The 19,886-nt window shown below is 68.8% G+C and carries 15 protein-coding genes and 2 rRNA genes (1 of these 17 only partly in view); 13 read left to right on the plus strand and 4 right to left on the minus strand.

Features of this window, described 5'->3' with window-relative positions:
- The 3 genes from OG285_RS22205 to OG285_RS22215 all read left to right on the plus strand — a co-directional run.
- Positions 1-1,363, plus strand: a 23S ribosomal RNA gene (locus OG285_RS22205); it begins 1,762 nt to the left of the window's first position.
- A gap of 79 nt (positions 1,364-1,442) precedes the next feature.
- Positions 1,443-1,559: ribosomal RNA gene (rrf, locus tag OG285_RS22210) — 5S ribosomal RNA — on the plus strand.
- Between the two features lie 137 nt (positions 1,560-1,696).
- Positions 1,697-1,945 carry a hypothetical protein gene (locus OG285_RS22215; protein ID WP_371791993.1) on the plus strand — a complete coding sequence of 83 codons (249 nt, stop codon included), beginning with the start codon at positions 1,697-1,699 and terminating at the stop codon, positions 1,943-1,945.
- Positions 1,946-2,380: 435 nt separating this feature from the next.
- Here the strand turns inward: OG285_RS22215 and OG285_RS22220 are convergent, their stop codons facing one another.
- On the minus strand, positions 2,381-3,625 hold the full coding sequence (locus OG285_RS22220) for a hypothetical protein (RefSeq protein WP_371791994.1): 1,245 nt from the start codon (positions 3,623-3,625) through the stop codon (positions 2,381-2,383).
- A 155-nt stretch (positions 3,626-3,780) separates the two neighbouring features.
- On the opposite strand from OG285_RS22220, the gene mtnA reads away from it, so the two are divergent.
- From mtnA to OG285_RS22255, 7 genes are all read left to right on the plus strand, one after another.
- Positions 3,781-4,899, plus strand: coding sequence for an S-methyl-5-thioribose-1-phosphate isomerase (gene mtnA, locus OG285_RS22225; protein WP_371791995.1), 1,119 nt, complete (start codon positions 3,781-3,783; stop codon positions 4,897-4,899).
- Between the two features lie 15 nt (positions 4,900-4,914).
- Positions 4,915-5,592, plus strand: coding sequence for a two-component system response regulator MtrA (mtrA, locus tag OG285_RS22230; RefSeq protein ID WP_005486885.1), 678 nt, complete (start codon positions 4,915-4,917; stop codon positions 5,590-5,592).
- 1 nt (position 5,593) lies between these two features.
- Complete coding sequence (gene mtrB, locus OG285_RS22235) at positions 5,594-7,615, plus strand: MtrAB system histidine kinase MtrB (RefSeq protein ID WP_371791996.1); 2,022 nt, start codon at positions 5,594-5,596, stop codon at positions 7,613-7,615.
- Positions 7,616-7,700: 85 nt separating this feature from the next.
- Positions 7,701-9,512 (plus strand): LpqB family beta-propeller domain-containing protein, encoded by a 1,812-nt coding sequence (locus OG285_RS22240; RefSeq protein WP_356836080.1) that lies wholly within the window; start codon positions 7,701-7,703, stop codon positions 9,510-9,512.
- Between the two features lie 229 nt (positions 9,513-9,741).
- Complete coding sequence (locus OG285_RS22245) at positions 9,742-10,464, plus strand: ComF family protein (protein ID WP_356836026.1); 723 nt, start codon at positions 9,742-9,744, stop codon at positions 10,462-10,464.
- A gap of 349 nt (positions 10,465-10,813) precedes the next feature.
- Positions 10,814-11,503, plus strand: a complete 690-nt coding sequence (gene hpf, locus OG285_RS22250) for a ribosome hibernation-promoting factor, HPF/YfiA family (RefSeq protein WP_356836028.1) — start codon at positions 10,814-10,816, stop codon at positions 11,501-11,503.
- 221 nt (positions 11,504-11,724) lie between these two features.
- Positions 11,725-12,471 carry a response regulator transcription factor gene (locus OG285_RS22255; protein WP_328377250.1) on the plus strand — a complete coding sequence of 249 codons (747 nt, stop codon included), beginning with the start codon at positions 11,725-11,727 and terminating at the stop codon, positions 12,469-12,471.
- Between the two features lie 60 nt (positions 12,472-12,531).
- Here the strand turns inward: OG285_RS22255 and OG285_RS22260 are convergent, their stop codons facing one another.
- Positions 12,532-13,716 (minus strand): winged helix-turn-helix domain-containing protein, encoded by a 1,185-nt coding sequence (locus tag OG285_RS22260; protein WP_371791997.1) that lies wholly within the window; start codon positions 13,714-13,716, stop codon positions 12,532-12,534.
- A 91-nt stretch (positions 13,717-13,807) separates the two neighbouring features.
- Positions 13,808-14,383 carry a GNAT family N-acetyltransferase gene (locus OG285_RS22265; protein WP_371791998.1) on the minus strand — a complete coding sequence of 192 codons (576 nt, stop codon included), beginning with the start codon at positions 14,381-14,383 and terminating at the stop codon, positions 13,808-13,810.
- A 280-nt stretch (positions 14,384-14,663) separates the two neighbouring features.
- Between OG285_RS22265 and secA the strand changes: the two genes are divergently transcribed.
- Positions 14,664-17,480 (plus strand): preprotein translocase subunit SecA, encoded by a 2,817-nt coding sequence (gene secA, locus OG285_RS22270; RefSeq protein WP_356836037.1) that lies wholly within the window; start codon positions 14,664-14,666, stop codon positions 17,478-17,480.
- Positions 17,481-17,688: 208 nt separating this feature from the next.
- On the opposite strand, the gene OG285_RS22275 is transcribed toward secA, so the two are convergent.
- Complete coding sequence (locus tag OG285_RS22275; RefSeq protein ID WP_356836039.1) at positions 17,689-18,087, minus strand: Rv3235 family protein; 399 nt, start codon at positions 18,085-18,087, stop codon at positions 17,689-17,691.
- Between the two features lie 346 nt (positions 18,088-18,433).
- Here OG285_RS22275 and OG285_RS22280 point away from each other — a divergent pair, with 346 nt between their 5' ends.
- Together OG285_RS22280 and OG285_RS22285 are read left to right on the plus strand one after the other, a co-directional pair.
- On the plus strand, positions 18,434-18,940 hold the full coding sequence (locus OG285_RS22280) for a hypothetical protein (RefSeq protein ID WP_356836041.1): 507 nt from the start codon (positions 18,434-18,436) through the stop codon (positions 18,938-18,940).
- Positions 18,941-19,067: 127 nt separating this feature from the next.
- Positions 19,068-19,775: an HAD family hydrolase gene (locus OG285_RS22285; RefSeq protein ID WP_371793585.1), complete on the plus strand. Its 708-nt coding sequence runs from the start codon at positions 19,068-19,070 to the stop codon at positions 19,773-19,775.
- Positions 19,776-19,886: the final 111 nt, after the last annotated feature.

Consider the following 19,886-nt stretch of genomic DNA (forward strand, 5'->3'; position numbering starts at 1 on the left):
AAGTGGATGATCCTATGCTGTCGAGAAAAGCCTCTAGCGAGTTTCATGGCGGCCCGTACCCTAAACCGACTCAGGTGGTCAGGTAGAGAATACCGAGGCGTTCGGGTGAACTATGGTTAAGGAACTCGGCAAAATGCCCCCGTAACTTCGGGAGAAGGGGGGCCATTTCTGGTGATCCAATTTACTTGGTGAGCTGGGGGTGGCCGCAGAGACCAGCGAGAAGCGACTGTTTACTAAAAACACAGGTCCGTGCGAAGCCGTAAGGCGATGTATACGGACTGACGCCTGCCCGGTGCTGGAACGTTAAGGGGACCGGTTAGTCACATTTCGGTGTGGCGAAGCTGAGAACTTAAGCGCCAGTAAACGGCGGTGGTAACTATAACCATCCTAAGGTAGCGAAATTCCTTGTCGGGTAAGTTCCGACCTGCACGAATGGCGTAACGACTTCTCGACTGTCTCAACCATAGGCCCGGTGAAATTGCACTACGAGTAAAGATGCTCGTTTCGCGCAGAAGGACGGAAAGACCCCGGGACCTTTACTACAGTTTGATATTGGTGTTCGGTTCGGCTTGTGTAGGATAGGTGGGAGACTGTGAAGCGGCCACGCCAGTGGTTGTGGAGTCGTCGTTGAAATACCACTCTGGTCGTGCTGGATGTCTAACCTCGGTCCGTGATCCGGATCAGGGACAGTGTCTGATGGGTAGTTTAACTGGGGCGGTTGCCTCCTAAAGAGTAACGGAGGCGCCCAAAGGTTCCCTCAGCCTGGTTGGCAATCAGGTGTTGAGTGTAAGTGCACAAGGGAGCTTGACTGTGAGACCGACGGGTCGAGCAGGGACGAAAGTCGGGACTAGTGATCCGGCAGTGGCTTGTGGAAGCGCTGTCGCTCAACGGATAAAAGGTACCCCGGGGATAACAGGCTGATCTTCCCCAAGAGTCCATATCGACGGGATGGTTTGGCACCTCGATGTCGGCTCGTCGCATCCTGGGGCTGGAGTCGGTCCCAAGGGTTGGGCTGTTCGCCCATTAAAGCGGTACGCGAGCTGGGTTTAGAACGTCGTGAGACAGTTCGGTCCCTATCCTCTGCGCGCGTAGGAATATTGAGAAGGGCTGTCCCTAGTACGAGAGGACCGGGACGGACGAACCTCTGGTGTGCCAGTTGTCCTGCCAAGGGCATGGCTGGTTGGCTACGTTCGGAAAGGATAACCGCTGAAAGCATCTAAGCGGGAAGCCTGCTTCGAGATGAGTATTCCCTCCCCCTTTGAGGGGTTAAGGCTCCCAGTAGACGACTGGGTTGATAGGCCAGATGTGGAAGCCCGGTAACGGGTGGAGCTGACTGGTACTAATAGGCCGAGGGCTTGTCCTCAGTTGCTCGCGTCCACTGTGTTAGTTCTGAAATAACGAACGACCGTGTTGTTATCCGGTGTTGGTTAATTTCATAGTGTTTCGGTGGTCATTGCGTTAGGGAAACGCCCGGTTACATTCCGAACCCGGAAGCTAAGCCTTTCAGCGCCGATGGTACTGCAGGGGGGACCCTGTGGGAGAGTAGGACGCCGCCGAACAATTTTTAGCCTCAGTCCCGGACCGTTATGGTCCGGGACTGAGGCATTTTTGCGTCCACATGCAGTTCACACCCAGGGGCGTATCCGCCAGTGACAGCAGGAGAGAAATACCCGCCGGAGGAGAAGCAGCGCTGCGATTGATTGGCTCCTACGACGAACTGGACAACCGCTCCGTCCAGCCGAACGGATCCATACGTGGCGCCGTGCAATCCGTCGGCGAGCCGGATGAGTCGGACCTGGTGGCCTACCTGGACGTCGGCCACGTCCTCATCGACGTCATGGAAGGCAAACACGGCGTCATCACCGGCAGCCCCCACCGGCACTCTCTGGGATGCTCCTCCCTGATGACCGACGGGCCTCGGCTGTCCCGTGGCAATCGACGGTGACCACGCTCATACCTGAACCCCGAGCAGTGACCAGCAAAGTCCAGTTCGACGCGGCGATGCCGGCCCCGAACCGTAACCGGCCGGACGGTAGCTGGAGCAGGCCGTGAAAGCCGCGGAAGGCGTGAGCATCACCAGAACAGGAGCGATCTACAGCTAGCTGGAGTACTGGAGCCGACTTGCTGCTTTGAGTCCCGGACAGGCGTCGGCGAGTACTGCTGCGAGGGCCGTCCGGAGAGCCCAGGCGACGGAGGCCAGGAGGCACGGAGCCGGGCCGCAGCGGGCGATGAGATGGGCTGGTGAGCGTGCCCGGCGCCCGCGAAGCGCCGGGCACGCTGGGGGAGTGCCCAGCGGTGCAGCGGTGTCCGGTCGTGTACTACGCGGACGGGCCGCCGTGCGGTGGCTGTTATGGCTGTGCGCCCCGTTGCCGGCGGCGCGTCAGCTTCCGGAGGTCTCGTATCCGGGTACGCCCGCGGAGCGCGCGAGGTCGATGTCGAGCGCCTCGCGGCGGATGCGCTGGTCGACGTAGAGGAGCACCGTCACGCCTGCGGTGAACGGGTAGCTGAGCGCCGTCGTCAGCATCGCGCCGATGCCGCTGATGATCAGGTACGGCCAGCCGAACGCCGGAGTCGTGTCGGAGACGAGATCGCTGATGCCCTTGCCGTCGGCGATCGTGGCAACCGCGTTGAACGGCAGGTCGATCAGTCCCGACACGAGGACGGTCAACAGCAGGGCCAGCAGCGTGATTCCGAAGATCCGCCACCAGACACCCTTCACCAGCTTCGCCGAGCGGCGCAGTGCTGCCGCGATGCCCTGCCGCTCCAGCATCAGCGCCGGCCCGGCCAGGCTGAAGCAGATCCACAGCCAGATGACCACGACGGTCGCCGCGAGCCCCCCGAGGGCGGCGAGGCCGGCGCCCGCGGGGCCACCGGCCAGGAGGCCGGGGAGGAGCCCGATGGTCACCACCGCGGCGTAGACGACGGGCAGCAGCAGGCTCAGCCCGACCAACCGCGAAAGCTGGGGCCTGGCCTCGCGCCACGCGTCGGCGAGTGTCACCGGGCGGCCCAGCACGGAGCGGCTGACGACCATGGTCAGTATCGCGGTGGTGAAGATCGTGCCGATCAGTGTGATCGCGTACACCGGCCCCAGGCCGGCCAGGCTCGACTTCAGTGAGTCCAGGCTCTGGTGCAGTTGCTCGGAGGGGCTTGCCCCGCTGTCGATCTGGACGGGCTCGGGGATCACGTAGTGCTGGACGAGGATCGAGCAGAGCTGAATGACAGCTGCCACGCCGATCGTGAGGCCGAGGGCCGTGCGCCAGTGGGCGCGCATCGTCGACACCGCGCCGCCGAGGATCTCCCCCACGCCGAGGGGTCTGAGCGGGATGATGCCCGGCTTGGCCACGACGGGCTGCTGGTGGCCCCAGCCACCCTGCTGTTGTCCGCCCCAGCCGAGGTTCTGCGGGCCGCTCCCGCCACCGGCTTGCGCACGGGGGCCCCGGGCCGTCTGCTGCGGCGGGACGGGCGGCGGGCTCGGCGGGGTCCACTGCGCGGCCGGCGGCTGGTCGGTGGACCACTTCGGAGCGGATTCCCCCTGGCCGGTCGGCTCGGCGGGACGCGGGACGCCCGGCTCCTGGCCGTCGGAGGGGGCAGATCCGGGCGAGGCCCAACCCGGAGAGTCGTTCATGGTCGCTCCTTCACATGCCTGTCCGCCACATGCCTGTCCGCGCGTCGAGGCAGCAGGTTGCCAGCCATCGTGTCATGCGAGGTGGGGCAGCGGAGCCGCTGCTGTATCTCCATTGCACCTTCAATTGTCGGTGCCCCACGGGGCAGACTGTGCGGATGGCTGATCAGGACGCGCAAACCCCGCTGGGCGCGGGGCCGCCCATGCTTCCTTCGCTTCGCTGGGACGAGCCGCCGGAGGGGCCGGAGGGTGCGGTCATCGTCCTGCTCGACCAGACTCGATTGCCCGGGGAAGAGGTCGAGCTGGTGTGCACGGATGTTCCCGCGCTGGTCCGGGCGATCCAGACGCTCGCGGTCCGGGGGGCTCCGCTGCTCGGGGTCGCAGGGGGTTACGGGGTCGCACTCGCTGCCGTACGGGGATACGACGTGGAGGAGGCCACGGTGCTGCTCGCGGGTGCGCGGCCCACCGCGGTGAACCTCGGGTACGGGGTGCACAGGGTGGCCGAGGCGTACCGGGCGGCGGTCCGGGGCGGTGCGGACACCGGTGCCGCAGCGGCGGTGGCACTCACCGAGGCCAGGGCGCTGCACCAGGAGGACATAGAGGCCAGCCGGCAGATGGCGGCCCGGGGTCTGGCGCTCCTCGACGAGCTGCTGCCGGGCGGCGGGCACCGGATTCTGACACACTGCAACACCGGGGCGCTGGTCTCGGCCGGTGAGGGCACCGCTTTCGCCGTGGCGCTGGCGGCGCACCGTGCGGGGAGTCTGCGGCGTCTGTGGGTGGACGAGACACGGCCGCTGCTGCAGGGGGCGCGTCTGACGGCGTACGAGGCGGCCCGCAGCGGGATGGCGTACACACTGCTCACCGACAGCGCGGCCGGCTCCCTCTTCTCGGCGGGCGAGGTGGACGCCGTTCTGATCGGTGCCGACCGGATCGCCGGTGACGGCTCCGTGGCCAACAAGGTGGGCAGTTATCCGCTGGCCGTGCTGGCCAAGTACCACCATGTGCCGTTCATCGTCGTCGCTCCGACGACCACGGTCGACCTGTCCACACCGGACGGTGCGTCCATCGAGGTGGAGCAGCGTGCGGGCGGTGAGGTCATGGAGTTCGGCGGGGTGCCGGTGGCGCCGCTGGGGACGCAGGCGTACAACCCCGCGTTCGATGTCACACCCCCCGAGCTCGTGACGGCCGTCGTCACGGAATCGGGGACCGCATCCCCTGTCACCAGGGACGCACTCACCGCATTGTGTGACAGGTCACGCCAGGTAACGATTAGCTAATGGGATGATGTCGGTATGAAGGGACGCGTCCTTGTCGTCGATGACGACACCGCACTGGCCGAGATGCTCGGCATTGTGCTGCGTGGTGAAGGTTTTGAGCCGTCATTTGTAGCGGACGGCGACAAGGCACTGGCTGCATTTCGTGAGGCCAAGCCGGACCTGGTGCTGCTCGATCTCATGCTGCCCGGACGGGACGGCATCGAGGTCTGCAGGCTGATCAGGGCCGAGTCGGGTGTGCCGATCGTGATGCTCACGGCGAAGAGCGACACCGTCGATGTGGTGGTGGGGCTCGAATCCGGGGCCGACGACTACATCGTCAAGCCGTTCAAGCCCAAGGAACTCGTCGCCCGTATCAGGGCGAGGCTGAGGAGGTCGGAGGAGCCCGCGCCGGAACAGCTGGCGATCGGTGATCTGGTCATCGATGTGGCCGGTCACTCCGTGAAGCGGGAGGGGCAGTCGATCGCACTGACCCCGCTGGAGTTCGATCTGCTGGTCGCGCTGGCCCGCAAGCCCTGGCAGGTGTTCACCCGTGAGGTGCTGCTCGAGCAGGTGTGGGGGTACCGCCATGCCGCGGACACCCGGCTGGTCAACGTGCATGTCCAGCGGTTGCGCTCGAAGGTCGAGAAGGACCCCGAGCGCCCGGAGATCGTGGTGACCGTCCGCGGTGTCGGATACAAGGCCGGACCGAGCTGACATGGCCCGCAGCAGCGCCGCTCCGGCGCCCGGCGAGCCGGGAGCACAGCCGGAGCGGTCTGCCGGACCCGCGGTGAACGCGTCCCGGTTCACCGCGTCGCCCCATGCGTCCGGCGGGGGCTCCCCGGAGGGTTCCGCGCTGCGCGGGTTCGGCGACCGCTTCCTGCGGGGTGGCCGGCTGCTCCAGGAGGGCGCGCCCGGCGCTCCCGTGCTGCGGCTCTTCGGGCGCTGGCTGCGTCGTCCGCTGCTTCCCGCCGTGCGCCTCTGGCGGCGGAACATCCAGCTCAGGGTGGTCGCGGGCACGCTTCTGATGTCGCTGGCCGTGGTCCTGGTCCTCGGGCTCGTCGTCATCGGCCAGGTGCGCAACGGTCTGCTGGACGCCAAGGAGAAGGCCGCGGTCAGCCAGGCCGCAGGCGGCTTCACGGTCGCCAAGGACAAGGCCAACGCGGCGACGGTGTCCGACAGCGACTCCGCCGACACCGGGGCGGCCAGCAATTCCCGCCAGTGGCGCACCGACCTCGTCGCGCAGCTCGCCAGCGGCGGTCAGGGCGCGTACAACGTGGTCACCCTGGCCCCGGCCTCCGAGGAGACGGGCGCGGGCAACGGCGGGGAGCGTACGTCCGGCCAGGTGAGCCCCGACAGCGTCTCCGACGAGCTGCGCAGGAACGTCGACCAGGGGACGGCGCCGTTCAAGACGTACACGGACATCAGGTACGCCGACGGGCGGGCGCCGGAGCCCGGTCTGGTCGTGGGGCAGCGCCTTGAGGACATCGACCACAAGCCGTACCAGCTGTACTACCTCTTCCCGCTCTCGCAGGAGGAGAAGACCCTCAGCCTGGTCAAGCGCACCCTGGCCACCGCCGGGCTGTTCGTGGTGGTGCTGCTCGGGGCGATCGCCTGGTTCCTGGTGCGGCAGGTCGTCACACCCGTACGGATGGCCGCCGGGATCGCCGAGCGGCTCTCGGCCGGCCGTCTCCAGGAGCGGATGAAGGTCACGGGTGAGGACGACATCGCCCGGCTCGGTGAAGCCTTCAACAAGATGGCGCAGAGCCTCCAGTCGAAGATCCAGCAGCTGGAGGACCTCTCCCGGATGCAGCGACGCTTCGTGTCCGACGTGTCGCACGAGCTGCGCACCCCGTTGACGACCGTGCGGATGGCCGCCGACGTGATCCATGACGCGCGCAGCGACTTCGACCCGGTGACCGCGCGCTCCGCCGAGTTGCTCGGCGACCAGCTCGACCGTTTCGAGTCGCTGCTCGCGGATCTGCTGGAGATCAGCCGGTTCGACGCGGGCGCCGCCGCCCTGGAGGCGGAGCCGATCGATCTGCGGGAGACCGTGCGCCGGGTGATATCCGGCGCCGAACCGCTCGCGGAGCGCAAGGGCAGCCGGATCCGGGTCGTCGGTGACGAGCAGCCCGTGGTCGCCGAGGTCGACGCGCGGCGCATCGAGCGCGTGCTGCGCAATCTCGTCGTCAACGCCGTGGAGCACGGCGAGGGCAACGACGTGGTGGTCCGGTTCGGTGTCGCGGGGGGTGCCGTCGCGATCGTCGTGCGCGACTACGGCGTGGGGCTGAAGCCGGGCGAGGCGACCCGGGTCTTCAGCCGTTTCTGGCGGGCGGACCCGGCGCGGGCCCGTACGACCGGCGGTACCGGGCTCGGTCTGTCGATCGCCGTCGAGGACGCGCGGCTGCACGGGGGCTGGCTCCAGGCCTGGGGCGAGCCGGGTGGCGGTTCGCAGTTCCGGCTGACCCTGCCGCGTACGGCGGACGAACCGCTGCGTGGCTCCCCGATACCGCTGGAGCCCGACGACTCGCGGCGCGCCCGCGCCACGCAGGCCGAGGCGGGGCGGCTGATCGCGGTCCCGGCCCAGTCCGGTGCGGACCGTTCACCGCTCCCGTCACCGCCCCGCGCGATACCGGCCGACCCGACGGCACTCCCGGGCAGCGGTGCCCGCGTGGTGCCGAGGGCCGGTGACTCTGCAACGCAAGCTTCGGACCGGGAGGACACCGCCCGTGGGCGATGATCGTGGGGGCAGCCGTGGCGTACGGGGACTGCGGGCGTACGCGTGGCTCGGCTGCGGCGGGCTGCTGCTGGCCGGCTGCGCGTCGATGCCGAACACCGGGGACATCGAGGCCGTCGATCCTTCGCAGCGCAGCGACTCACAGGTCAAGGTGTACGCGGTGCCGCCGCGCGAGGGGGCCGCGCCCGCCGAGATCGTGGACGGTTTCCTGGAGGCGATGACCAGCGACGATCTGCAATTCGCCACGGCCAGGAAGTATCTGACGAAGCAGGCGTCGCGCACGTGGGACCCGGGCGCGCGGACCACGGTGCTGGCCGACGGGCCGACGCGCCGGGCGAATCCGGCCAACGACCGGGACGCGCCGCAGGTCTCCTCCACGTTCGAACTGAGCGGCACCGAAGTCGCCGTGGTCGACAAGCAGCACGCGTACCAGCCCGACAAGGGCACGTACCGCAACTCCATCCACCTCGTGCACGAGAACAGCAATGAGTGGCGCATCGACGATCTGCCCGCCGGTCTGCTGCTCAGCCTCTCCGACTTCCAGCGCAACTATCACTCGGTCAACAAGTACTACTTTGCCTCCGCGCCCACGTCCGGGGCGCTCGGCGGGGGATCGGGAGCGTCCGGCGACCCGTCCGGCCGGAACTGGCTCGTCGCCGACCCCGTCTACCTCCGGCAGGGCATCGACCCCGAGACGCGGATGGATCCGCTGACGCAGACGGTCGCCTCTCTGCTGGACGGGCCGACCAACTGGCTGAGTCCTGTGGTGGGTTCGCGCTTCCCGGCCGGAACGGCGCTCAAGAAGGGCGTCCGGGCGCTGACCCTCGACGACCGGAACGGCCTGAAGGTGCCGCTCAACTCGAAGGCCTCGGGTGTCGGGCAGGGGCAGTGCCGGCAGATGGCGGCTCAACTGCTCTTCACACTGCGGGATGTGACGTCGATGCGGGTCGCGCAGGTGGAGCTGGAGCGTTCGGACGGCTCGCAGCTGTGTGTGCTCAGCGCGGACCAGTCGCAGGAGTACGCGCCCGACCACACGTCGGGAAGCCCGGCCGGTGAGTACTTCGTCGACGCCAAGGGCCGGCTCGTACGGATGCGGGCCATCGGCGGTGACACCCCGGGGAAGGCGGACCCGGAGCCGGTCGCGGGTCCGCTCGGCGCGGGCGTCAAGCCGCTGAGCACGGTCGCGGTCGCGCGCGACGAACGCCGCGCGGCGGGTGTGTCGAAGGACAGCAGCACCCTGTCCACGTCGTCGATCGTCTCCGGCGGCGAAGCGGCCGAGCAGCTGTACACCAGCCATGCGAAGCTGGAGAAGAACCGGCTGTCGGCGCCGAGTTGGGACGGCCGCGGAGATCTCTGGGTGGCCGACCGGAACCCCGCGAATCCACAGCTGCTGCGGTTCGCGGGCGGTTCGGGCGCGCCGCAGTCGGTCCCGGTCCTCGGACTGGACGGTGCGCGTGTCGCGGGGCTGCGGATGTCGTCCGACGGGGTACGGATCGCGCTGCTGCTGACGAAGGACGGGCATACGACGCTGAAGGTGGGCCGGGTGAACCGGCAGGGGAGCGCCGACAGCCCGACGGTCTCCGTCGTGGACGAACTGCGCCCGGCCGCACCGCAGATGGCGGATGTGACGGCGGTGTCCTGGGCTGGTCGCAGCCGCCTCGTGGTGGTCGGCAAGGAGGCCGGCGGGGTGCAGCAGGTGCGCTATATGCAGGCGGACGGTTCGGTTTCCGGTGTGAACCCGCTGCCGGGCGCCAACCGGATCACCGCCGTTGCCGCTTCGGACGACGACAGGCTGCCGCTGATGGCGCTCTCGGACGAGGACGGAATTGTGCGACTGCCTCCGCGGGCGAATTGGAAAACGGTGGTGGAGGAAGGGAAGTCGCCGGTCTATCCGGGATAGGCGGCTGGTCCGGAGGTGTCCGGCGGCTATTCGGAGACTGCTTCCGGATGCGGCTTCCCGAAGCGGCTTCCCGATGCGGCTTCCGGACGGCTTCCCGATGCGGCTTCCGGACGGCTCCGGCCTTGCCGCTGGGTGGTTGCCGGAAAGCTGTACAGGACAGTCGTCCGTGTTCGCCCCCGGTTATCCACAGGGGTGGCTGGAAGCTCCGCTTCTTGGCAGAGTGGAAGCCATGCGGGGGTGGTGGCGGGAAATCTCGGAAGTGGTGCTGCCGAGCGCATGCGGAGGCTGCGGCAGATCTCGTACGGCGCTCTGTGCGGAATGCGCCGGGGCTCTCTGTGGCGGCCCGGTGCGCCGGGCCAGACCAGACCCCGAGCCGCCCGGGCTGCCGGCGGTGTGGGGTGCCGCGGCGTACGAGGACGCGGTGCGGGCCGTGCTGCTCGCGCACAAGGAGCGGGGCGCTCTGGGGCTGGCGGGGGTGCTCGGCCGTGCGCTCGCCGCGGCGGTACGGGCCGCGGCACGGCGGAGCCCGGGTGAGGGGCCGCTGCTGCTCGTCCCGGTGCCCTCGTCGCGGGGTGCGGTGCGGGCCCGGGGGCATGACGCCGGCCGCCGGATCGCCTGTGCCGCCTCGGCCGAGCTGCGCGGGAGCGGGGTACCGGCGCGGATGCTGGGGGTGCTCAGGCAGCGGCGCGCGGTGGCCGATCAGGCGGGCCTGGACGCCCCGCAGCGGCTGGCGAATCTCTCGGGCGCACTGGAAGTGGCGCCGGGGGGCGTAGGGCTGCTGGACGGGGGCAGGGTGGTGTTTGTGGACGATCTCATGACGACCGGAGCATCACTCGTGGAGGCGGCACGTGCTGTACGGGCAGTGGCAGGCCGGGAATTCCCCGGAACCATCGGACCGGTGGCTGCGGTCGTCGCCGCGCCGCCGTTGTCTTTCGAAATAAACCGGAACTGATAGCTAACTTGCATCGTTGCAGGTAGCGAGGGAGAAAAACCACCTGAACGGGGGTACGCGTGAGTAGCGGGTGCCGATACCCGTCTCAGCGAGCTATGTTCGGTTGTGAGGAATGGCGAAAGCTGTGGCTCACTTGAATATACGGACGTGCATGGCACTTTCCGGTTTCCGCTGGTTCCGTGGAAGCCCGGAGGCTTGCGAGGCCGGAGGTTGGTGTGGGTGGGGATCTTCCCGACGGGGGAGGAGGAGGTGAAAGTCACCGAGTCCGAGACTCCGGTGCTCACCGGGGTCTGGTGCAAGAGGGAGTTGCTCCGCCGCTGAGCGGAGCGATCCGGGAACGGAGTTCTGCGTGGACATCGTCGTCAAGGGCCGCAAAACCGAAGTACCCGAGCGGTTCCGCAAGCACGTCGCCGAGAAGCTGAAGATTGAGAAGATCCAGAAGCTGGACGCCAAGGTGATCAGCCTGGACGTCGAGGTGTCCAAGGAGCCCAATCCGAGGCAGGCCGACCGTTCGGACCGTGTGGAAATCACGCTGCACTCCCGAGGCCCGGTGATCCGGGCGGAGGCAGCGGCAGGCGACCCGTACGCAGCGCTGGATCTGGCAACGGGCAAGTTGGAGGCGCGGCTGCGGAAGCAGAACGAGAAGCGTCACAACAGGCGGGGCACGGGCCGCATTTCAGCGGCCGAAGTCGTCGACGCCGTGCCGGACACGGCTGAGATCAACGGCAACGGTGAGTTCATTGCCGACGTCGCGACCCAGACCATCCCGACCACCAGGATGGGTTCGCTCGAAGTCCAGGGCGAGGGACCGCTGGTGGTACGCGAGAAGACGCATGTCGCGGCGGCGATGTCGCTCGACCAGGCGCTCTACGAGATGGAGTTGGTGGGTCACGACTTCTATCTGTTCGTCGACTCGGAGACCAAGGAGCCCAGTGTCGTCTACCGGCGGCACGCCTACGACTACGGTGTCATCCACCTGACGACCGACCCGCTCGCCGACATGGAGGCGGCCGGCGCCGGCGGTGCGCTCGGCGGATGACTGCATGACCCGTTGCGGTGCCCCTGGACGTGCGCATGCGCACCGGGGGCGCCGCCGTGCGGTGGGAAGCGGGGCCGGGGAGCGGGGTTGGGGAGCACCGTTCCGTCGTCCCGGCATGAAATCATGGCGGCACGCGTCAATCGGGCTTCTCTGAGCCCGGGTTGGCGTCGTACACGAACGTCGTACATGAACTTCGGGCCCATGCTTCAGGGGGAGGAACGATGGCGGACCGCTTCGGTCCCGCGCACGACCGGGACGAGGACCCCATGGACCATGGTGCGGCGGACCATGGTGGGGCTTCGTGCAAGGAGCCGATCAGAGTCCTGGTGGTGGACGACCACGCGCTCTTCCGGCGCGGTCTGGAGATCGTCCTCGCCGCGGAGGAGGACATCCAGGTCGTCGGCGAGGCGGGTGACGGCGCGGAAGCGGTGGACAAGGCCGCCGATCTGCTGCCCGACATCGTGCTGATGGACGTACGGATGCCCAAGCGCGGCGGCATCGAGGCCTGCACCTCCATCAAGGAGGTGGCGCCCAGCGCGAAGATCATCATGTTGACGATCAGCGATGAGGAGGCCGACCTCTACGAGGCGATCAAGGCCGGGGCCACCGGCTACCTCCTGAAGGAGATCTCGACGGACGAAGTGGCGACGGCGATCCGGGCGGTGGCCGACGGGCAGTCCCAGATCAGCCCCTCCATGGCGTCGAAGCTGCTCACCGAGTTCAAGTCGATGATCCAGCGCACCGATGAGCGCAGACTCGTACCGGCCCCGCGGCTCACCGAGCGTGAGCTGGAGGTTCTGAAACTGGTGGCCACCGGGATGAACAACCGGGACATCGCCAAGGAGTTGTTCATCTCCGAGAACACCGTGAAGAACCATGTCCGCAACATCCTGGAGAAACTGCAGCTGCACTCCAGGATGGAGGCCGTGGTCTACGCGATGCGGGAGAAGATCCTCGAAATCCGCTGAGACCGCGACCGACGGGCGGACCGCCTGACGGCGCGGGGCGAGCGCAGCCCCGGGGAACCCCTACGGGATTGCGCCCAGCGCCCCGGTCAGGGCCGCTGCCAGTGGGGCCCGCAGCTCAGCCTCGTTGATGCGCTCCACCCGTACGTCCGTGCAGCCCACCCATCCCGCCGCCTCGGCCAGCGCCTCGGCCATCGGCCGCACCGCCTTCCGGCTGTCCAGGGTGATCTGCCTGGCCACCAGGGTGCTGCCCTCCCGTGCGGGGTCGACCCGGCCCACCAGCTTCCCGCCGGCGAGCAGGGGCATGGAGAAGTAGCCGTGGATCCGCTTGGGCTTGGGGACGTACGCCTCCAGCCGGTGGGTGAAGCCGAAGATCCGCTCCGTACGGGCGCGTTCCCAGACGAGTGAGTCGAACGGCGAGAGCAGCGTCGTACGGTGGCGGCCGCGGAGCGGGGACGACAGGGCCTCCGGGTCCGCCCAGGCCGGCTTGGACCAGCCCTCGACCCTGACGGGGACCAGGCCGGAGTCCGCGACGACCGCGTCGAACTGCTCGCCCTTGAGACGGTGGTAGTCCGCGATGTCCGTACGGGTGCCCACGCCCAAGGACTTCCCCGCCAGCGCGACCAGCCGGCGGACACACTCCAGGTCGTCCAGCTCGTCATGGAGCAGTGGGCCGGGGACCGCGCGTTCGGCCAGGTCGTACACCCGCTTCCAGCCGCGCCGCTCCGTGCACACCACCTCTCCGTACATCAGCGCCCGCTCGACCGCGACCTTCGACGCCGACCAGTCCCACCACTCGCCGCCGTTCTTCGCGCCGCCCAGTTCGGTGGCCGTCAGCGGGCCCTCGGCGCGCAACTGCTTGATCACGGTCTCGTACGCCGACTCGGGCAGGTCGTGGTTCCACTGTGGGCGGTTGCGGTAGGCGCGGCGGCGGAAGGCGAAGTGCGGCCACTCCTCGATGGGCAGGATGCAGGCCGCGTGGGACCAGTACTCGAAGGAGCGGCCACCGGACCAGTAGGCGTCCTCGACGGTCGTGCGCCCGACGGCGCCCAGCCTGGCGTACGGAACGAGCTCGTGCGAGCGCGCCAGGACGGAGATGGTGTCCAGCTGCACCGCGCCGAGATGGCGCAGCACCCCGCGCACCCCGCCCCGCCGGTCGGGCGCGCCCAGAAACCCCTGGGCGCGCAGCGCCGTCCGGCGGGCCTCGTCGGCGGAGAGTTCGACGGCTGGGGGCGGCACAGGAGTCATGCCCCGAACGATAGGCCGCGGCACTGACAATCGGGGCACGCCCGTGGATCCGGACCGGAGGGGCGGGCGGAGCCTGCCGCGGGGGCGCGGGTCACGGACCGGCCGGAGCGTACCTGTGTTCCGTGGGCAGCCCCAGGTCGGAGGGGAGTATCGCGCCCAGCCAGGCGTCCCTGCGGGTGCCTTTGTTCAGGAGGTCGGCGCGCAGTACGCCCTCGACGCGGAATCCGGCCTTCTCCGCCACCGCCCGCGACCCCGTGTTGCCGACCTCGGCCCGCCACTCCAGCCGCTCCACGCCCAGCTTGGTCAGCGACCAGTGCGTGAGCACGCTCACGGCCTCGGCCGTGTACCCGTGGCCCCGGTGCTCCTTCGCCATCCAGTAGCCGATCTCCCAGGTGCCGGCCTGCCCGCGCTGGAACACGGAGACCGCACCGATCAGCCGGGTGTCCGCGCGGGCCAGCACCGCGAAGGCCAGGCTGGTCCCCGTCCGCCAGCCGTCCGGGACCGTCCGTCCGGTGAAACTCTCCGCGTCCTCGCGCCGGTAGGGGGAGGGGACGATCGTCCAGCGCTGGATGTCGGGGTCCTGGCAGGCCCGGAACACGGTCTCGGTGTCAGCGGTGGTGAAAGGGCGCAGCAGCAGCCGCTCTGATGTCAGGGTGACGGGATCCATCGGCTGATTCTCCTGCCCGTGCCGAGCGGGTGCCATGGCTTTTTCGGGGCTCTCCCGGCACCTTCCGGACGCCCCGACCGTTGTCCTGAGCGGCAGGCCTCCCGGCGCGGCGGGGTCCTCGCTTACGATGGCCGTTGCTCTACCCCGGTTTGCCGCGTGAAAGTAAGCCGGGCTCCCAGGTCGGTCTGTTTCTCCGGCCCGGGTCCGGGGGTAGCACCCCGGGAGGTTCAGCCCATGAACTCGACCGCGCCAGGCCCGACCGGCAAGGAGACCAACCCCCGTGTCCGTCTTCAACAAGCTCATGCGTGCAGGCGAAGGAAAGATCCTGCGCAAGCTGCACCGCATTGCGGACCAGGTCAACTCCATCGAAGAGGATTTCGTCAACCTCTCCGACGCCGAGCTGCGGGCCCTCACCGACGAGTACAAGGAGCGGTTCGCCGACGGCGAAAGCCTCGACGACCTGCTGCCCGAGGCCTTCGCGACGGTCCGTGAGGCCGCCAAGCGCGTCCTCGGCCAGCGGCACTACGACGTACAGATGCTGGGCGGCGCCGCCCTGCACCTCGGTTATGTGGCCGAGATGAAGACCGGCGAGGGCAAGACCCTGGTCGGCACGCTTCCCGCCTATCTGAACGCGCTGTCCGGCAAGGGCGTCCACCTGATCACGGTGAACGACTACCTGGCCGAGCGCGACTCCGAGATGATGGGCCGGGTCCACAAGTTCCTGGGGCTCGAAGTCGGCTGCATCATCGCCAACATGACCCCGGCGCAGCGCCGTGAGCAGTACGCCTGCGACATCACGTACGGCACGAACAACGAGTTCGGCTTCGACTACCTCCGCGACAACATGGCGTGGTCCCAGGACGAGCTCGTCCAGCGCGGCCACAACTACGCCATCGTCGACGAGGTCGACTCGATCCTGGTCGACGAGGCCCGTACGCCGCTGATCATCTCCGGCCCGGCCGACCAGGCCACCAAGTGGTACGGCGACTTCGCGAAGCTCGTCACACGGCTGACGAAGGGCGAGGCGGGCAACCAGCTCAAGGGCATCGAGGAGACCGGCGACTACGAGGTCGACGAGAAGAAGCGCACGGTCGCCATCCACGAGCCCGGTGTCGCCAAGGTCGAGGACTGGCTCGGCATCGAGAACCTCTACGAGTCGGTGAACACCCCGCTCGTCGGCTACCTCAACAACGCGATCAAGGCCAAGGAGCTCTTCAAGAACGACAAGGACTACGTCGTCATCGACGGCGAAGTCATGATCGTCGACGAGCACACCGGCCGTATCCTTGCCGGCCGGCGCTACAACGAGGGCATGCACCAGGCCATCGAGGCGAAGGAAGGGGTGGACATCAAGGACGAGAACCAGACCCTCGCCACGATCACCCTGCAGAACTTCTTCCGCCTGTACGGCAAGCTCTCCGGCATGACCGGTACGGCGATGACCGAGGCCGCCGAGTTCCACCAGATCTACAAGCTCGGTGTCGTGCCGATCCCGACGAACCGGCCGATGGTCCGCATGGACCAGTCCGACCTGATCTACCGCACCGAGGTCGCCAAGTTCGACGCGGTGGTCGAGGACATCGCGGAGAAGCACGAGAAGGGCCAGCCGATCCTGGTCGGCACCACCTCGGTCGAGAAGTCCGAGTACCTCTCGCAGCAGCTCTCCAAGCGCGGAGTGCAGCACGAGGTGCTCAACGCGAAGCAGCACGACCGGGAGGCGCCGATCATCGCGCAGGCCGGCCGCAAGGGCGCCGTCACCGTCGCGACCAACATGGCCGGACGTGGTACCGACATCAAGCTCGGCGGCAACCCGGACGATCTCGCCGAGGCGGAGCTGCGCCAGCGCGGCCTGGACCCCGACGAGAACGTCGAGGAGTGGGCCGCCGCCCTGCCCGCCGCCCTGGAGAAGGCCGAGCACGCGGTCAAGGCCGAGCACGACGAGGTCAAGGACCTCGGCGGGCTGTACGTGCTGGGCACCGAGCGCCACGAGTCGCGCCGTATCGACAACCAGCTGCGCGGCCGTTCCGGACGGCAGGGCGACCCGGGCGAGTCCCGGTTCTACCTCTCGCTCGGCGATGACCTGATGCGGCTGTTCAAGGCCCAGATGGTCGAGCGCGTCATGGCGATGGCCAACGTGCCGGACGACGTGCCCATCGAGAACAAGATGGTGACGCGGGCCATCGCCTCGGCGCAGTCGCAGGTCGAGCAGCAGAACTTCGAGACGCGTAAGAACGTCCTGAAGTACGACGAGGTGCTGAACCGCCAGCGTGAGGTCATCTACGGCGAGCGCCGCCGGGTCCTGGAGGGTGAGGACCTGCACGAGCAGGTGCAGCACTTCATGGACGACACCATCGACGCGTACATCCAGGCGGAGACGGTCGAAGGGTTCGCCGAGGAGTGGGACCTGGACCGCCTGTGGAACGCGTTCAAGCAGCTCTACCCGGTGAAGGTCACCGTCGACGAGCTGGAGGACGCGGCGGGCGACCGGGCCGGCATCACCGCCGAGTTCATCGGTGAGTCGATCAAGGACGACATCCACGAGCAGTACGCGGACCGCGAGGAGCAGCTCGGCTCCGAGATCATGCGTGAGCTGGAGCGCCGCGTGGTCCTGTCGGTGCTGGACCGCAAGTGGCGTGAGCACCTCTACGAGATGGACTATCTCCAGGAGGGCATCGGCCTGCGTGCCATGGCGCAGAAGGACCCGCTGGTCGAGTACCAGCGCGAGGGCTTCGACATGTTCAACGCCATGATGGAGGGCATCAAGGAGGAGTCCGTCGGCTACCTGTTCAACCTGGAGGTCCAGGTCGAGCAGCAGGTCGAGGAGGTCCCGGTCCAGGACGCCGCGGAGAAGACCTCGCAGGCGAAGGAGGCCGTGCCCGCGGGCGCCGCGCGTCCGGAGATCCGTGCCAAGGGCCTGGAGGCCCCGCAGCGGCCCGACAGGCTGCACTTCTCGGCCCCGACCGTGGACGGCGAGGGCGGTGTCGTCGAGGGTGACTTCGAGAACGAGGACGGCCCGTCCCGCTCCGAGGCGGACGGGATGACGCGCGCCGAGCGCCGCAAGGCACAGAAGGGCGGCGGCCGGCGCCGCAAGAAGTAACCGCGAGAAGCAGGGGCAGCGGCGCGAGCTGCATGCCGTACGGGCCGGGCCGGACACCGCTGATTCCGCGGTGCCCGGCCCGGCCCGTGCTGTGCGATCCGTTCTGTGCGATCCGTTACGCGTGCCCCGTTACGCGTGCCCCGGCCCGTGGGCGTGGGCCGCTCGGCTGCGGCACCGTTCCGTACGGCGGCTCAGCGCGCGTACCCGTTCACACGCCGACGCGTTCGCCGCCCAGCTCCACCGCCGCGCACCGCCAGCGCAGATCGGCGCCCTGTTCGAGCCGGAACGCCATTGCCCGGACGTGCTCGCCGGAGCCGATCCTGGCGAACGCCTCGATCACGCCGGGCGCCGGGACGAACTCGCCGCAGTGGCGTACGACGGGCCGCACGCCGGGCGCCCGCAGCGGTGTGTCCGGTGCCAGCAGCACCAGCTGGTCGTAGGCCTCACCGATGGTGTGCCCGAGCATCCAGTGGACGGGCCGCTGCCCGCTGAGTACGGCGAGGAGCCGCTCGGCGAACCAGTAGTGCGGCTTGAGCCGCCGGCGCTGGATCGGGGTGGTGCCTGGCCTGTGCTGGTCGTGCCGGCCTGCCGGCCTGGTCCGCTGCATGAAGTGAGAGCCCCCGCTCTGCCGGGCCCGGTTCGATACCGGGCGGTAGCTTCTGCTGAGCCTCTTGTACGGGGGGCCGTGGAAGCGTGGCAAGGGAGCCGGTGGTGTGCGGGCGGTGCTGTCCGGGATCACCTATCCGGGTGACGGGCCGGTGCCCCGGGCGGATGCGGTGCGCTCCCGGGCGGCTCCGGGTGGACGCCGTCCCAGGCTGCTCCCGGCACCACGAAGGGGGACTCGGTACGTATCCTGGGACCCTCTTCATCAGGCATCACCGGGCTTTTCCGGGCCGCCTTCCGGTTCCTCCGGAGGAGTCCGGACGCCCACCCGACGACGAAAGCGGCCGGCCATGCGTGTGTACGTCCCACTGACCCTTCCCGGTCTCGCAGCGGCGCACGCGGCGGGCGAACTGGGCCCCGGGCCGCTGACCGCCTACGCCGTCACGCCCGGCCTGCGGGAGTGGTACGTCTCCGACGACATCGAGGAGCTGGAGTACGCGGCTCTCAACCGGGCTGCCTCCGCCTCGCTGCGGCTGCTGGCCGGGGCCCCGGACATCGCCCGCCGCCGGGTGGTCGTCGCTGTGGACGTGCCGGACCAGGACGCGGTGGCCGACCCGGACCGCGGACTCGACGCGGGTTCGCTCGGTGAGGTGCGGATCGCTTCCGCGGTGCCGCTGTCGAAGGCCGCCGCTGTCCACGCCGACGCGGACGACGCCGAGCCGGACGTCGCGGCAGCGGCCGGCGCGCTCGGCGCGGCCGACCACGGCGACGACGACGCGCAGTTCACGGTGGACGGCGCGGAGGACCACGAACTGCTCTGGTTCGGTGTCCAGGAGATCCCGCACCTGATCGCCTGACCGCCAGGCCGGCCGACGGCTGGGCGGTCCGTTGTCAGACCCCCCGCGTACGGTTGTCGGCGTGGGGATCGAGAGGGACGGGGCGGTGCCCCGCACGGTCCGGGAGAGGTTCGAACGGGGGCTGGACATGAGCACGGGCAGGGACACGGGGGCGGCCGCACCGTCGGGGACGCACGGGACGCACGGGACACACATCGTCTGGGACTGGAACGGGACGCTGTTCCACGACATCGACGCGGTGATCGAGGCGACGAACGCCTCGTTCGGAGAGATCGGTCTGGCGCCGATCACGCTGGAGCGGTACCGGGACCTGTACTGCGTGCCCGTTCCGCGGTTCTACGAGCGGCTGATGGGCCGGCTGCCGACGGACGCCGAGTGGGCCGTCATGGACGAGGCCTTCCACCGGCACTACTGGGCGCTGGCCGAAGGGGCGGGGCTCGCTCCGGGAGCGGAGGCGCTGCTCAGGGAGTGGCAGGCGTCCGGGCTCACCCAGTCGATCTGTTCGCTGGCGCCGCACGACCATCTGATACCGATCGTGCGGACGCACGGGATCGAGCGGCACTTCCTGCGCGTGGACGGCAGGACCGGCCCGTCGGACGGGGGGAAGGCGGAGCACATGGTGCGCCACCTGGCCGGACTCGACGGCGTCGTTCCGGAGCGCGTCGTGGTGATCGGTGACGCCGTCGACGACGCGGTGGCGGCCGCACACGCCGGGGCGCGGGCCGTGCTGTACACGGGCGGATCGCACAGCCGGGCCAGTCTGGAGACCGCCGGGGTGCCGGTGGTGGACTCGCTGGCCGAGGCGGTCAGGACCGCACGCGAGTGGGTGCTCTGACCGGTCCCGGAGGCCCGCCTCCGGCCCGGCCCGCTGACCCGTCCGACTCACCCGTCCGGCCATTCCGACCCATGGCCCCACCCCGTCCCGCACCTGGCCGAAGTGTCGAAG

Origin of the sequence: Streptomyces sp. NBC_01471, from assembly GCF_041438865.1 — a bacterium.
Classification (GTDB): domain Bacteria; phylum Actinomycetota; class Actinomycetes; order Streptomycetales; family Streptomycetaceae; genus Streptomyces.